Genomic DNA, 14,735 nt, shown 5'->3' with positions numbered 1-14,735 from the left:
ATACATGAGTGACACTGACCTGAAAGACCTGCAAGAGCGACGATCTGAGCTAGGAGCAATTGATAGCAGCATTGAGCAGAAGAACAAACTCATCACAGGCATTCGGGACTATAAATCTGTAGAGTATGGGATGAGCCAGTATGGCTACTATCAGGTATTGACAATCAACGGGAGCAACTTTATACCTGATGAGCTTACAGGCGGCTTCACACACCCAAGCAACATTATCAAACTGGTAGACAGCCTAATCAAAGAAGGAAAACTGATTGAGCCTAAGTGAGTCCAAGGTTATCTACGTAGCAGAAGCTACACCGGGCACAGGCAAGACAGAACAATTCATCAGGGAGCTAGACTCCGCGCCTTACAAACGATATCTGTACGCTGTTCCTACCAAGGTCCTATCGAAGGATGTCGTTAGACGCATCCAGGCTATCGGAATTAATCACATTTGCGTAATCAATAGTGACACCCACAAGCATGTCACCGACACTGTAGAATTCTCCATGCTTGAAGATGACCCCAAGGTTCTAATCATCACACATAAGACCTTACTGGACCTTGATCCTTGCTACCTGCAAGATTGGATCGTGGTCATTGATGAGGTTCCGTCGGTCGCCAACAATCTTACTAGAGATATTGGAGACCACGCTTATACTAACTTCTTGGAAAAATTCATTGAGATTGATAGCGTCTCGACCAAAGCGTCTATCAAGCAAGGAATGACCAAGGAAGCACGAGCCATCTACTCTGATGTAATCGATGACAAGGGAATGTCAACCATCACAACTTGCCTAGGCGCACTACTCAGGGGCAAAGCTGATGTATTCATCAAGGAATATTTAAGCAAGAAGGAACGCAAGTGGAAATGGCAAGTCCGGGTCATAGATTACTTTGACTTGAGCGGCATCTATGAGCACGCCCTTGAGACACACATCTTAGGGGCTAACGTCACTGGCACCCTCGCCTATCAACATGCCCTTACCAAGGGCTACACCATTGCAGCGTCTAAATTCACACCAAAATACAGACGCTATAAATTTGAAAGTTACATCTATCCGTTGATTGGTGGCAGTAAGGTTAGCAAGACTATGCTTCTTACGCTTCCTGATGGTTCTGTAGCTGAAGAATGGAACGATAGAGTCTATGGTCATTCACTATTACGTGACGCTATAGAATTCGTACAAGGTGAGCCCATCCTGGTGCAGGTTCATGAGTGGTGCAAGTTTCCTTTCGAGGACTATCCCAATGTGTTGCGTATTCCCTTTGACGCTAGAGGATTGAATGGATACTCAGACGTACACCATACGCTGTCATTGATTCATGGCAACCCTAACCCTGTTGATGATCAGAACAACTCTGAGATGTTGGCTAAGATGGCTATCTGTTCAGTGATAGGCAAGCAAGCCCTGCGCAACGAACGCTACAGAGAGTTAATATTCCAAGCTGCTACACGCAGTAGTATCAGGACATTCACCAATGATAGACCTACGGTTCACTTTGTACCAACAGAGGAATCAGCACGACACCTGGCATTCGATCTTAGGGGCAATCATCTAATCCTAAAAGACCTTACTCGACCAGCACCTCACACACGCTCACGGAGCAAGTTAGAAAACAACATCCTAATTGCCAAAGGGTTATCATCGAATGGGTTGTCTGCAAGGAAGATCGCTAACCTTATAGGTGTCAGCAATAGAACTGTAAGCTTATGGTTGAAGCAGACTGTGTAATTCCCCTTAAAGATACTCTAAGCGACTTTACACACTCTCACCCACGTAAGATCAAGAGCGACGTCGGCAGAGCCGACAAAGAGCACGCATTAAAGAGGGATCAAAAGCAGAGTACCTACCAGTGTATAGCTCTTGATCTTTTCTTATGCGTATGCCACTCCGTGGCGTGCACTCGCTTTTGCTTCTGTCACGCAGTGACGTTAAGACAACAACCAATCAAGGACCATAGAATGTCAGACAATGATATCATCAGAATTCCAGATCTAAGATCCACAGTTATACGTAGCATCGTTATTCAGAGGGGGCTAGCCAGAAAGATAATCTCCAAGCATGGTAATCCCAAGGCCCTTTATGATATTGCGGTTAAGGAACGTCTCAACCTACAGGCAGTAGGATACATCTCGAGGCTAGACCTCCGAGAGATTGAGATCGCAAGAGCAAACTAAAGCGTGACACTTATCTTAACCATACTACTTTGCCTACAGTACACCCAACAAGTAATCCTTCAGATCAAGTAAGATTACAGCATGACCGCTATAGCGCTTAATACCATAAGCTATTCACTTTCCCTATTCGTAATGATCCGACACAGAGCCAGACTATGAATTTCACACAAGAAGACAAGACAGAATACATTGAGACAAACTCCCACTGCGTATTAGCTAAGCGTTTGGGGATTAGTATGCTTACCCTGGATACCTTTGCAGATGATCAGGGATGGAAAGAGGAACACCGCATCTACTGGCATGACAAATCAATTGAGATATTGAAACAAGAGCTAGTCAACGGAAACATCAGCGCTGTAAAGGAAATGCTCAAGGTTACAGGTAGCGCAAGACCAGTAGGACGACCACGTAAATTAGAAGTTGAGCGCGAAACAGCCATTGCTAAACGCATTCAAGAAGAATATGCAGCAGATGTTCGACGAATGAAGCTTGTAGACAGCAAATCAGTATAATTATTTATTAAGATAGGAGGGGTGCATTGACCCTGGAGGCTAGCGTTCAATTTAAAATAGTAGGCATTGGACATAGCAAGGACAGATAGAGCGTGATGCTCAGATTCTAGACTTACCTAGATGCCCCTCAGGGGTGCTCAATGCGTTACCACACTGGCCGTTCTTCATAGGGGCTAGGCCCTCTATGCCTGATAGTTCAGCTACCAGTCACCTGCCCTTCTAACCAAGCCAGAAGGGGTAAGCTTACACCCTATGCGCTGGTGTATAGCGGGGGAGTTCTACCAACCATCCTCCCGTGGTCCGATAAGCTTTCACCACTCAACTACACCATTTAAGGTTCGCAAAAGCAGCTACTGTCCAATCAGCGCCTCACTCTCTGAGACATACAGTTGGCTAATTTCAGCTAGGCCCGTTTGCCTGAATGCAATATTTAGCAAAGTAACTAAACCATGTCAACTGACAATTTATATCCCCATGCCTATTGTCCGTGATAGCTTGCTACGTAGATCAACAAGAGTTTGGTCGCCCCCGGCCTTAGCCCACTCCCCCTCCGAAGTCGACGCCTTAAAAATCTCAAGCATCTGTATCTTGCGGACAATCATGCATTGATCGAATTGCATATCGTATAGGGCCTGCCTATGAGAACCTGTCACCACTGCCCCCTTCTTACGGGCCGTATCAGCGATTAAATCCCACTTTACGCCTGTTAAAACTTCGGCATACCCCTGACAAGCCTCATCAATCGAAGCCATGAGACTCTCAACCTTTGCGTCAACCTCATCCGCAGCACTTAAGCCAATGCTAGCTGTCATTCCCAGCGCCAGAATTACTGTGCGTATATACATTGACCTTCTCTACTGAGAGCAATACGCCATCATTCCATGAGCGTGTAATTTCCGCCAGAAATTCAGAAGCACCATTGCATATATAAGCACCCCACCCCACCCCCCCTGCCCCACCCCTAGAGAGATGCCCCGCCAGCCCTACAGCAGCACACAGAGCGTTCAGGATTCACCACAGAGATGGGTGTTGAGCGTGGCCGACAGGCGTACCCGCCTCACAGCAGGCACGTAGCTCAGTTGGTTAGACAGCCTGCCCTTGTGAGGTACGAACAACGGGCAAGGGAGTGAGCCTGCGAACGTACCACCACCTAGACAAGATAGTGAACGAGCCATGTATATCAATGGGTTAGGTAGAGTCGTTCACAAATATGAGTGTGAACAGGGGACGTAAAGATCTACGTTCACATTGCCTTGTGTGAACGAAGCCTATAATTTGTGAACGTTTTCTTAGGCAAAGAAAAAGGGGAACCCTTTCGGATTCCCCCTCACACCGCCCAGCAGAGCGGATTTTGTTTGGTAGGCGCGATTGGACTCGAACCAACGACCCCCACCATGTCAAGGTGGTGCTCTAACCAACTGAGCTACGTGCCTGCTGTGAGGCGGCATTCTACGGAATTCCGGAGGGGTGTCAACATCTTTTTTGCAGCTAAGCCTATGAATATGCGAATTTTTTATTTGCGCCGGGCACGCCTGTGATTTTCCGGTGGCTGGCAGGCAATTTTCAACTCAGGTAGGATCGCCGCACTCGTAAAAAATATAAAACAGAGGTTCCAGGATGGCGAACACCCCCTACCCCCAGTCGTATTACGCCGCTTCCGCCAATGCAGTTCCACCTCGCCCGACACTGCAAGGTGAAGTCGAAACCGATGTGTGCGTGATTGGTGCCGGCTATACCGGGCTTTCGAGCGCGCTGTTCCTGCTGGAGAACGGCTTTCGCGTGACAGTCCTGGAAGCAGCCAAGGTCGGCTTTGGTGCATCAGGCCGTAATGGTGGGCAGATCGTCAACAGCTACAGCCGCGATATCGATGTGATCGAGCGCAGTGTCGGCCCTAAGCAAGCGCAACTGCTCGGGCAGATGGCTTTTGAAGGCGGCAGGATCATTCGCGAGCGCGTAGCCAAGTACCAGATCCAGTGCGACTTGAAGGACGGCGGTGTGTTCGCCGCACTCAACAGTAAGCACATGGGACACCTGGAGTCGCAGAAGCGCCTGTGGGAACGATACGGCCATACGCAACTGGAGTTGCTGGACGAACGCCGCATCCGCGAGGTGGTGGCCTGTGACAACTATGTCGGCGGCTTGCTGGATATGAGCGGCGGGCACATCCACCCGCTCAACCTGGCGCTGGGCGAAGCGGCCGCGGTTGAGTCCCTGGGCGGTACGATCTATGAGCAATCGGGTGCGGTGCGCATCGAGCGCGGTGCCAACCCTGTGGTGCACACCGCCGAAGGCAGGGTCAGGGCCAAATTCATCATCGTCGCAGGCAACGCCTACCTGGGGAACCTGGTGCCGGAGCTGGCGGCCAAATCGATGCCGTGTGGCACGCAGGTGATCACCACCGCACCACTGGGCGACGAACTGGCCAAGACCTTGTTGCCGCAGGACTACTGTGTCGAGGACTGCAACTACCTGCTCGACTACTACCGCCTCACCAGCGACAAGCGCCTGATCTTCGGCGGCGGCGTGGTGTATGGCGCCAGGGACCCGGCGAATATCGAAGCAATCATCCGGCCGAAAATGCTCAAGGCGTTCCCGCAGTTGAAGGATGTGAAGATCGATTACGCCTGGACCGGCAATTTCCTGCTGACGCTGTCGCGACTGCCGCAGGTCGGCCGCCTTGGCGACAACATCTATTATTCACAGGGCTGCAGCGGCCATGGCGTGACGTACACGCACCTGGCAGGCAAGGTGCTGGCAGAAGCGCTAAGAGGTCAGGCAGAGCGTTTTGATGCGTTTGCCGACCTGCCGCACTACCCGTTCCCGGGTGGGCAGCTGTTGCGCACGCCATTTGCGGCGCTGGGGGCTTGGTATTACGGGCTGCGTGATAAGTTCGGAATGTAGACACACATCCCGTGTGAGAGCGACTTGCTCGCTCCCACACGGGTTGAGCGCTTTCTACACTGCCGTCAATGCGCCTTGTGTTCGACGGACGGCGCCTGGGCTTGCAGCTTCTGCACATCGCTGACGGCCAGCTCAGCCGATTGGCCGCCCCAGCCCTGACGCAGGTAGTTGAGCAGATCGGTGAGCTGTTGCGCACTGAGTTTCCCGGCGAACCCCGGCATCGGTTGCATGTGCTCGAAGCCGGAAAACTTCTGCTCGCCGATACCGTCCTCGATCACCCGCAGCAGGTTGCGCGGGTCTTCCAGACGCAGCGTGGTGTTGCCGCGCATGGCCACCGCGATGTGGGGTTTGCCTTCACCACCCGCAGCATGGCAACCGGCGCAGACGTTCAGGTATTCCTGACGACCGCGCTGAGCGCTCGGGCTGAGTTTATCCATCGGCACTTCGACCAGCGCTTTGGCTGCCGGCGGTTTATCGCCCAGCAGGAACGTCGCCATCGCGGCCAGATCCAGATCGCTCAAGCCCTGGGTGCTGTTATGGAACACCGGGAACATCTCGTTGAACATCGTGCCTTGGGCACTCATGCCGTGCTTGAGGAATGTGGCCAGGTCCTGCTCATTCCAGCCGCGAGCCGCCAGGTCAGTGGCGAGCAGGCTCGGCGCCAGATAACCATTGAGAATGCCGCCAGTCAGGCGCTTGTCCAATTGCATCGCACCCGGCAGGCCGCGAGGTGTGTGGCATTCGCCGCAATGGCCGAGTACCTCGACCATGTACTGGCCGCGTTTCCAGGCGTCGCTCTTGCCTTCGGCTGGCTCCAGTTCCAGGGCTTTGCCGTACAGCAGGTTCCAGCCGATCAGGCCCAGGCGCACGTTGAACGGAAAGCTCAGGCGGGTCTCTGGCGCTGCGCGCTCGATAGGCTCGATAGTTTTCAGGTACGCATGAATCGCGTCCGAATCCTCACGGGGCATCAGGTGGTACGAGGTGTATGGCATCGCCGGATACAAATGCGCACCGTCGCGACGCTTGCCTTCGGTCAGCGCCGCAAAGAACTCCTCATCGCTGTACAAACCGATGCCGTGCTCTTTGCTCGGTGTGATATTGGTGCCATAGATCGTGCCGAACGGCGAGACGATCGGCAGGCCGCCCGCAAATGGCGCGCCGCCCGGTGCCGTGTGGCACGCCATGCAGTCAGCTGCGCGGGTGAGGTATTCACCGCGCTTGACCTGATCATCGGCATGGGCAAACAACACCGGCGCAGCCAGGCCGACCGCCAGGGTCAGGCGGGTCAGAAATAGCTTCATGTCTAACCCTCCTTGACCAGGCCGAGATCGTTCAGCACGTTGCGGGTGGCGTTGTAGTAACGCACATACCCGGTGCACCGGCAGATGTGATGGCCCAGGCTGTCTTCGATAACCTGCTCCAGCTGGCTTTGCACAATCGGCTGGCGTTGCAGCTTTTCCACCAGCACCGTTGCCGCGTTGACGAAACCCGGCGCGCAGTAGCTGCACTGGAACGCGAACTCATCGACGAAGCGCTGCTGGATCGGATTCAGCTCTGTGACCTGCCCCGACTCGTCGCGCTTGGCGTGGGATTCGATGGTGCGCACTTTCTTGCCTTCGAAGTAATGCGCGCCAGTGATACAAGTACGCACTTCTTCGCTGGTGCCGTCCGGGTTGTCGACGATCACCACGCAAGCGTGGCAAATACCCTGGCCGCAGCCTAGACGCGAGCCGGTGAGGTTTTTGTATTCGTGCAGGTAATCGATCATCGGCAGGTCATCAGGGATGTCCACCGGGCCGACGGATTGACCATTGAGGGTCAGTTGAAGCGGACGGTCAGCCATTGAGGGCCTCCTTGATGCGCGCAGCCGTGATTGGCAGGTCGCGAACACGTTTACCGATGGCATGCGCCACGGCATTACCGATGGCCCCGACGATCGGGATCATCACCACTTCAGCGATCCCCTTGGACGGGTCGCTTGGCGATAACGCCGGCAGAATCTCCGACGTTTGCTTCCACACGGCTACGTGACGCGCCATCGGCAGACGGTAACGGTTGAAGTTCCAGTCGCCCTCCCCCGGCCCGCCTTCGTACAGCGGCATCTCCTCCATCAACGCGTGACCGATACCCATGGCGACACCACCTTCGAGCTGGCCTTTAACCAATTCCTCTACCAGCACACGGCCGCACTCGATCCACGAATGGTGATTGAGCACATCGACCTGCGCCGAGCTCTTGTTGACCTTCAACTCGACCAATGTGGCCACCGGGCTGTAGTAAGTCACGGCAGCGTTGTTCAACTGCGTCGCGGGGTAGCTGATGTTCTGGCGGTCCAACAGGTGGAAACCGGCGGTGCTCATCAGCGCTTGCTTGGCTTTCGGTGCACCGTCGCCGTACTTCACCGCCAGACCGTCGAGGGGCAGACGCTCGCGCACGCCGTCGATGCTGTATTCAGCCTCTGCCCAGCTCCAGCGGTTGAACCCGTGGACAGTGGCAGCGGTGACCAGGCCACGCTCGTGGGCGCGCTTGGCCAGCGCTTCAAAGCTCAACGGCTGCATGCCGTTGGCGGTGAGCTTGCCGTCGACCCAATGCGCATCTTCACGACGTACCACATAAGGGTTGGCCTGGCCGCCGAACGGACCCTGACGCCAGATCTCCAGCGCCGCCGGCCACAAACCATGGTTGAAAAGCACGCGTGCCGCTTCACGGGTGGCGTGGCTGAAGTAATACGCCGAGTTGGTGGCCGAAGACGCCGAAGCGAGCTTGCCAACCCACCGCGGGTTGCGCAGCAGGTTGTCCTGCTCGGCCTGGCTCATGATGTAAGGGTTGCCGCTGGTGATCAGCTGCATCTCCTTCCATTCGGTTTCGCCGGTCTTCACCTCGTGTGCCGGGCTGCCGAGGAAATCAGCGACCACCAGCGACTGCGAGGTAGACATGCCGGTGCCGATTTCGATACCGATGTGGCGCAGGCTGATGCGACCGTCTGCGTTGAATTCGATACTGGCCATCGGCGCTTCGGAACCGGTGCCGAAGTCTTTCTGGCAGATGGCGAAACCGACGCCGTACCAGTTATCCGGGTCAGCGGCTTCGCGTTGTTTCTTGATCGCGTCACGGTTCTTCCACACGTCGTGCACAGCGGCCTTGTCGAGAATTTCGTGCAGGCGCAAGGCTCCGGCAGGAATGGCGCCCTGGGTGTTCTTCATGCCCGAACGCAGGGCATTCTTGCGACGCAGCTCGATGGCATCCACACCGAGGCGACCGGCGATTTCGTCGACCATCATTTCCGTCGCGGCCATGCTCTGCAGGGTGCCGTACCCCCGCATCGAACCGGCTTCAACGCCCCGCGAGTGATAGGCGGTGACTTGCAGATCGTTCTGCGGCATGTAGTAGATCGATTGCGCAGCCGTGGCGCCTACTGCGGCGACCGATGGGCTGTAGTTGATCCGGCCACCGCCGTCGACGCTCATGTCAGCCAGGAAGATCTTGAAGCTGTGGTCGTTCTTGTCGACAGCCAACTGGTAGCGGATGTCGAACGAGTGACGCTTGATGCCGCTCTGGAACTGCTCGTAACGGTCATTGGCCAGACGCACCGGCACGCCGCCGCCATACAAGGCTGCGAGGGCAGCGTAGTAGACAAAAATATTGTGGTCTTTGGAGCCGTAACCCACGGTATAACCGGGGTGCATGTTCAGGTTGGCCAAGCCGAAACGCGAAGGCGAGATCATTTTTGCGGTTTCGGTCGCAACTTCCAATGGGCACTGGGTGGCCACCACAAAGTGCAGGGTCTTGGTCGCTGGATCGTACCAGCCGTTGCCGTTATCCGGCTCCATGGCGGCCGGTTCGATCGACGGGGTTTTGTAGCGCTCGTCGAACACCAGCCAGTTATCCGGTGGTGTGTTGAGCTGGCTCTTCATGCGGTCGGCGTAGAACAGACCGCGCTCGGTCAGGTTGCCGTGCAGGTTTGGTTGGGAATTCCACACTGGGCGCCGGTTTTTCAGCATCGGGAACAGGATCGAATCCTTGAGGCTGGCGAATTCATCCTCATCTGCCGAGGTCGGGCCGCCAACGCGTACATAGCGAAAGCTACCGTAAGGGTCGCCTTCGTAGTACGGCACTTTGGCGCCGTAACGAATCGCCTTGTCATTGAACTTGAGTTTGTTTTTTGCCTGACGGAACCGCTCGAAATCGTTCCAGATCAGGATCGCCACCGGATGACCGATGAACATCGGCACCTTGCCTTCTGGCAACAATGGATCCGGAGCATGTTCTTCCGGGAACACGATACCGTCGTTGTCCAGGTCGGCAGCGGTAACAATACGGTCCGGCTGCAGGCCGGCGCCGAGCCACGCCAGGTCGTAGCCCGCATAGATATGGTCGGCCTTGGTGGTCTTGAGCAGCATGGCGTGACCTTGCTGCGCAGGCCAGCCGGGCATGTCCTTGGAACGAATGTCGCGGGCGAAGACTTTGCTGCCGCAGACTTTCGACAAGGCATCGTTACGCTGGCGCGCCTTGCCGTTATTGCCCAGCCATTTTTCGGAGGGCACGGTGACGCTGTTTTCCATCAAGGCCGCCAGCGCCTGGGTGCTGAGCGGCGTGAGCGTGACGCTCACACCCGCCACCAGCCCGCCCTGGAGGAACGAGCGCCGGGTTATTTCACGGTTGGACATGGATCATCCTCTGAGCGGTTATACATCCGCCCTTATGGTTAAGTGCAGCGAATCTGGAGACTTGCAGAAGCCTTTCTGGACGAACTAAAAGGCCATGATGACAGTGCAAAGTTGACCGAAGGGTTAACTTTAAAGGTTTCTGCGCCTGCGGCAAATAACCACATGGAAATTTTTTGACACAACAATGCAAAACGACCGACAAGATCGATACGATCTGTCGGCCGTTTGCCTGTGAATGCGGGGTATTGGCGTCGTTCAAGAGATTGGCGTTCGCAGCTGCGAACACGATGGTGAGGTTTTACAAACGCCAGACACAAAAAACCCCGGTCTTTCGACCAGGGTCTTTGCTATCGGATCAAGTCAGCCAGTGGCTTTCTTGTGCTTCAAGGCGTTCAGTGGGCCTTGAGGCAGATATGGCGCAGCGGACGGGACTCGAACCCGCGACCCCCGGCGTGACAGGCCGGTATTCTAACCGACTGAACTACCGCTGCGTATCGCTTGGCTGATTGAGCGTACAGCCTCAACCACCTTTAAACATCTGATCGATCAACCTGGGTTGTTCAATCTCAAGCCCGATACATCGAACCTGGAAAATATGGCGCAGCGGACGGGACTCGAACCCGCGACCCCCGGCGTGACAGGCCGGTATTCTAACCGACTGAACTACCGCTGCGCGTCGGTGCAACCTTTAACGTTGCGTCTTGCCCTGGAGCAAGACTCTCAAGAAGTGGTGGGTGATGACGGGATCGAACCGCCGACCCTCTGCTTGTAAGGCAGATGCTCTCCCAGCTGAGCTAATCACCCTTTGCTTCGTTGAGGCCGCGAAATTTACGCAGGTAGCGGACCTAAGTCAATAGCCCGCTTGAAGTTTTTCTGAAAAAGACAAAATCACTTCAAGACAGCTACCCCGCCCTACTCGCTATAAATCATCTTCTTGCTCATGCCACCGTCCACCACAAACTCTTGCCCGGTGACAAACCCGGCCTGACGCGACAGCAACCAGGCTACCATCGCCGCCACGTCCTCTACCGTGCCCACCCTGCCCGCAGGGTGCTGGGCATGATCGGCGTCGGTGAGCGGCTCGGCACGGCGCGCAGCAGGATCACGGGCATCGATCCAGCCGGGGCTGACCGCATTGACCCGCACTTCCGGGCCCAGGCTCATGGCCAAGGCGTGGGTCAGGGCCAGCAGGCCACCCTTGCTCGCCGCATAGGCTTCGGTGTCCGGCTCCGATTGACGGGCCCGGGTCGACGCCAGGTTGACGATGGCACCGCCGTGGGCGCGCAGGTAAGGTGCACAATGCTTGGCCAGCAGCATCGGCCCGCTGAGGTTCACCGCCAGTACGCGATTCCAGTGGGCCAGATCGAGGCTTTCCAGGGTGATATTGCGCGGATCGGCCACTGCCGCATTGCATACCAGCGCATCCAGGCGCCCGAACTGCCCCAGCACCTCGGCGACACCCTGGGCGACTTGCTTCTCGTCGGCCACATCCATGGTGATGAACCAGGCATTCTCGCCCAGCACCTTGGACACCTTGGAACCGCGCTCGCGGTCCAGGTCAGTCAATACCACCTGCCAGCCTTCGCTGATCAGCCACGCGGCAATACCGAGGCCAATGCCGCGCGCCGCCCCCGTTACCAGCGCAACGCGCCCGTTAGTGGCCGCTGCAGCCTCCATAGACCACTCGATCACAAGGCCGCCAACCCGCGGGCCAGGTCTGCCTGCAAGTCAGCGACATCTTCCAGGCCCACCGCGATGCGGATCAGGCTGTCACGGATACCGGCGGCTTCACGCTCCTGCGGCGCCAGGCGCCCGTGGGAGGTGGTGCTCGGGTGAGTGATGGTGGTCTTGCTGTCGCCCAGGTTGGCAGTGATGGAAATCAGGCGCGTCGCATCGATAAAGCGCCAGGCGCCGTCTTTGCCGCCCTTCACTTCAAAGCTCACTACCGCGCCGAAACCACGCTGCTGGCGTTGGGCCAATGCATGTTGCGGATGGCTCTTGAGCCCGGCGTAGTGCACTTTCTCGATACCGTCCTGCTGCTCCAGCCACTCGGCCAGGGCCTGAGCATTGGCGCAATGGGCTTTCATGCGCAGGCTGAGGGTTTCCAGGCCCTTGAGGAAGATCCAGGCGTTGAACGGGCTCAGGGTCGGGCCGGCGGTGCGCAGGAAGCCCACCACTTCTTTCATCTGCTCGCTGCGGCCAGCCACCACGCCGCCCATGCAACGACCCTGGCCGTCGATGAACTTGGTCGCCGAATGCACCACGATGTCCGCACCCAGCTTCAACGGCTGCTGCAAGGCCGGGGTGCAGAAGCAGTTGTCGACGATCAGCATCGCGCCCTTGGCGTGGGCGATCTCGGCCAGCGCGGCGATATCTACCAGCTCGGCAAGCGGGTTGGAAGGCGACTCGACGAACAACAGCTTGGTATTGGCCTTGATGGCCCCATCCCAACCGGACAGATCTGCCAGGGGCACGTAGTCCACTTCGATGCCGAAGCGCTTGAAATACTTTTCGAACAGGCTGATGGTCGAGCCAAACACGCTGCGCGATACCAGTACATGGTCGCCAGCGCTGCACAGGCTCATCACCACCGCCAGGATGGCCGCCATGCCGGTGGCGGTCGCCACGGCCTGCTCGGCGCCTTCCAGGGCCGCGATGCGCTCTTCGAACGCACGCACAGTCGGGTTGGTGTAGCGCGAATACACGTTACCCGGCACTTCGCCGGCAAACCGCGCAGCAGCGTCAGCGGCGGTACGGAACACGTAGCTGGAGGTGAAGAACATCGGGTCGCCGTGCTCACCTTCCGGGGTACGGTGCTGGCCGGCGCGCACAGCCAGGGTATCGAAAGCTACGCCATCGAGGTCGCTGTCCAACCGACCGGCATCCCATTCCTGACTCATGCTGCGACTCCTTACTCAATACTTTATTTAAGATACAAAACCGGCCCCTCAGGGCCGGTTGTTACTCAGTTGTTATACAGGTCGATGATCGCACTGACCGCCTGGGTCTTGATCTTGGACGAGTCGTTGCGCGCCTGCTCGATCTTGTTCAGGTAAGCCTCGTCGACATCACCGGTCACGTACTTGCCGTCGAACACGGCACAGTCGAACTGGTCGATCTTGATCTTGCCACCGCCGACCGCTTCGATCAGGTCTGGCAGGTCCTGGTAGATCAGCCAGTCGGCGCCGATCAGGTCGGCCACGTCCTGGGTCGAACGATTGTGTGCGATCAGCTCATGGGCGCTCGGCATGTCGATACCGTACACGTTCGGGTAACGCACCGCAGGCGCTGCGGAGCAGAAGTACACGTTCTTCGCCCCGGCTTCGCGGGCCATCTGGATGATCTGCTTGCAGGTGGTGCCACGCACGATGGAGTCGTCCACCAGCATCACGTTCTTGCCACGGAACTCAAGCTCAATGGCGTTGAGCTTCTGGCGCACCGACTTCTTGCGTGCAGCCTGGCCAGGCATGATGAAGGTACGGCCAATGTAGCGATTCTTGACGAAGCCTTCGCGGAACTTGACGCCCAAATGGTTGGCCAGTTCCAGGGCAGCGGTACGGCTGGTGTCCGGAATCGGAATGACCACGTCGATATCATGCTCAGGACGCTCGCGCAGGATCTTCTCGGCGAGTTTCTCGCCCATACGCAGGCGCGCCTTGTAGACCGAAACGCCGTCGATGATCGAATCCGGACGCGCCAGGTAGACGTGCTCGAAGATGCATGGGGTGAGCTTCGGCGCCACGGCGCACTGGCGGGTGTGCAGCTTGCCGTCTTCGGTGATGTAGACAGCTTCGCCCGGCGCCAGGTCGCGGATCAGGGTGAAGCCCAGTACATCCAGGGACACGCTTTCGGACGCGATCATGTACTCGACGCCTTCGTCGGTGTGACGCTGGCCGAACACGATCGGGCGGATGCCATGGGGGTCGCGGAAACCGACGATGCCATAACCGGTGACCATGGCCACTACCGCGTAGCCACCGACGCAACGGTTGTGCACGTCAGTAACAGCGGCGAACACGTCTTCTTCGGTCGGCTGCAGCTTGCCGCGCTGGGCCAGCTCGTGGGCGAACACGTTGAGCAGCACTTCCGAGTCGGAACTGGTGTTGACGTGGCGCAGGTCAGATTCGTAAATCTCCTTGGCCAGTTGTTCAACGTTGGTCAGGTTGCCGTTGTGCGCCAAGGTAATGCCATAAGGCGAGTTGACGTAGAACGGTTGAGCCTCGGCCGAGGTCGAGCTACCGGCAGTCGGGTAGCGCACATGGCCAATGCCCATGTGCCCGACGAGGCGCTGCATGTGACGCTGATGGAACACGTCACGCACCAGGCCATTGTCCTTGCGCAGGAATAACCGGCCGTCGTGGCTGGTCACAATACCGGCAGCGTCCTGGCCGCGGTGCTGGAGGACGGTTAGCGCGTCATACAGCGCCTGATTGACGTTCGACTTACCGACGATACCGACGATGCCACACATGCGACGCA

The 14,735-nt window shown here is 56.9% G+C and carries 12 protein-coding genes and 4 tRNA genes; 5 read left to right on the top strand and 11 right to left on the bottom strand.

Annotation, left to right across the window (positions count from 1 at the left end):
• Positions 1 to 4 precede the first annotated feature (4 nt).
• From BLU48_RS05500 to BLU48_RS05485, 4 genes are all read left to right on the top strand, one after another.
• The gene (locus BLU48_RS05500) at positions 5 to 280 is read left to right on the top strand and encodes a hypothetical protein (protein ID WP_138233628.1); all 276 of its coding nucleotides are present in this window, start codon (positions 5 to 7) and stop codon (positions 278 to 280) included.
• A complete protein-coding gene (locus tag BLU48_RS05495) occupies positions 267 to 1,730 on the top strand; it encodes a DEAD/DEAH box helicase family protein (RefSeq protein WP_057024646.1) in 1,464 nt (487 codons plus the stop codon). Before BLU48_RS05500 ends, BLU48_RS05495 begins: the two co-directional genes overlap by 14 nt.
• Positions 1,731 to 1,960: 230 nt before the next feature.
• Positions 1,961 to 2,176 carry a hypothetical protein gene (locus tag BLU48_RS05490; RefSeq protein ID WP_032803644.1) on the top strand — a complete coding sequence of 72 codons (216 nt, stop codon included), beginning with the start codon at positions 1,961 to 1,963 and terminating at the stop codon, positions 2,174 to 2,176.
• Positions 2,177 to 2,331: 155 nt separating this feature from the next.
• The gene (locus BLU48_RS05485; protein ID WP_057024645.1) at positions 2,332 to 2,688 is read left to right on the top strand and encodes a hypothetical protein; all 357 of its coding nucleotides are present in this window, start codon (positions 2,332 to 2,334) and stop codon (positions 2,686 to 2,688) included.
• A 464-nt stretch (positions 2,689 to 3,152) separates the two neighbouring features.
• Here the strand turns inward: BLU48_RS05485 and BLU48_RS05480 are convergent, their stop codons facing one another.
• Positions 3,153 to 3,533: a hypothetical protein gene (locus BLU48_RS05480; protein WP_057024644.1), complete on the bottom strand. Its 381-nt coding sequence runs from the start codon at positions 3,531 to 3,533 to the stop codon at positions 3,153 to 3,155.
• A gap of 511 nt (positions 3,534 to 4,044) precedes the next feature.
• Positions 4,045 to 4,121, bottom strand: a tRNA-Val gene (locus tag BLU48_RS05475).
• A gap of 184 nt (positions 4,122 to 4,305) precedes the next feature.
• On the opposite strand from BLU48_RS05475, the gene BLU48_RS05470 reads away from it, so the two are divergent.
• Complete coding sequence (locus BLU48_RS05470) at positions 4,306 to 5,589, top strand: NAD(P)/FAD-dependent oxidoreductase (protein WP_057024643.1); 1,284 nt, start codon at positions 4,306 to 4,308, stop codon at positions 5,587 to 5,589.
• 65 nt (positions 5,590 to 5,654) lie between these two features.
• Here the strand turns inward: BLU48_RS05470 and BLU48_RS05465 are convergent, their stop codons facing one another.
• The 9 genes from BLU48_RS05465 to purF form a co-directional block, all read right to left on the bottom strand.
• Positions 5,655 to 6,890 carry a c-type cytochrome gene (locus tag BLU48_RS05465; RefSeq protein WP_057024642.1) on the bottom strand — a complete coding sequence of 412 codons (1,236 nt, stop codon included), beginning with the start codon at positions 6,888 to 6,890 and terminating at the stop codon, positions 5,655 to 5,657.
• A 2-nt stretch (positions 6,891 to 6,892) separates the two neighbouring features.
• A complete protein-coding gene (locus BLU48_RS05460) occupies positions 6,893 to 7,432 on the bottom strand; it encodes a (2Fe-2S)-binding protein (protein ID WP_043049549.1) in 540 nt (179 codons plus the stop codon).
• Complete coding sequence (locus tag BLU48_RS05455) at positions 7,425 to 10,256, bottom strand: xanthine dehydrogenase family protein molybdopterin-binding subunit (protein ID WP_057024641.1); 2,832 nt, start codon at positions 10,254 to 10,256, stop codon at positions 7,425 to 7,427. The genes BLU48_RS05460 and BLU48_RS05455 overlap by 8 nt, the downstream gene beginning before the upstream one ends.
• 414 nt (positions 10,257 to 10,670) lie before the next feature.
• A tRNA-Asp gene (locus BLU48_RS05450) sits at positions 10,671 to 10,747 on the bottom strand.
• A 105-nt stretch (positions 10,748 to 10,852) separates the two neighbouring features.
• Positions 10,853 to 10,929 (bottom strand) — tRNA-Asp (locus BLU48_RS05445).
• 55 nt (positions 10,930 to 10,984) lie between these two features.
• Positions 10,985 to 11,060, bottom strand: a tRNA-Val gene (locus BLU48_RS05440).
• A gap of 108 nt (positions 11,061 to 11,168) precedes the next feature.
• Entirely contained in the window at positions 11,169 to 11,933 is a 765-nt protein-coding gene (locus BLU48_RS05435) for an SDR family oxidoreductase (RefSeq protein WP_046068931.1), read from the bottom strand.
• 11 nt (positions 11,934 to 11,944) lie between these two features.
• Positions 11,945 to 13,156, bottom strand: a complete 1,212-nt coding sequence (locus BLU48_RS05430; protein WP_043051728.1) for an O-succinylhomoserine sulfhydrylase — start codon at positions 13,154 to 13,156, stop codon at positions 11,945 to 11,947.
• 65 nt (positions 13,157 to 13,221) lie between these two features.
• Positions 13,222 to 14,727 carry an amidophosphoribosyltransferase gene (gene purF, locus BLU48_RS05425; protein WP_015884965.1) on the bottom strand — a complete coding sequence of 502 codons (1,506 nt, stop codon included), beginning with the start codon at positions 14,725 to 14,727 and terminating at the stop codon, positions 13,222 to 13,224.
• Positions 14,728 to 14,735: the final 8 nt, after the last annotated feature.

This window comes from Pseudomonas synxantha, assembly GCF_900105675.1.
Taxonomy (GTDB): domain Bacteria; phylum Pseudomonadota; class Gammaproteobacteria; order Pseudomonadales; family Pseudomonadaceae; genus Aquipseudomonas; species Aquipseudomonas synxantha.
This window is presented reverse-complemented; position numbering and strand designations above follow the sequence as displayed.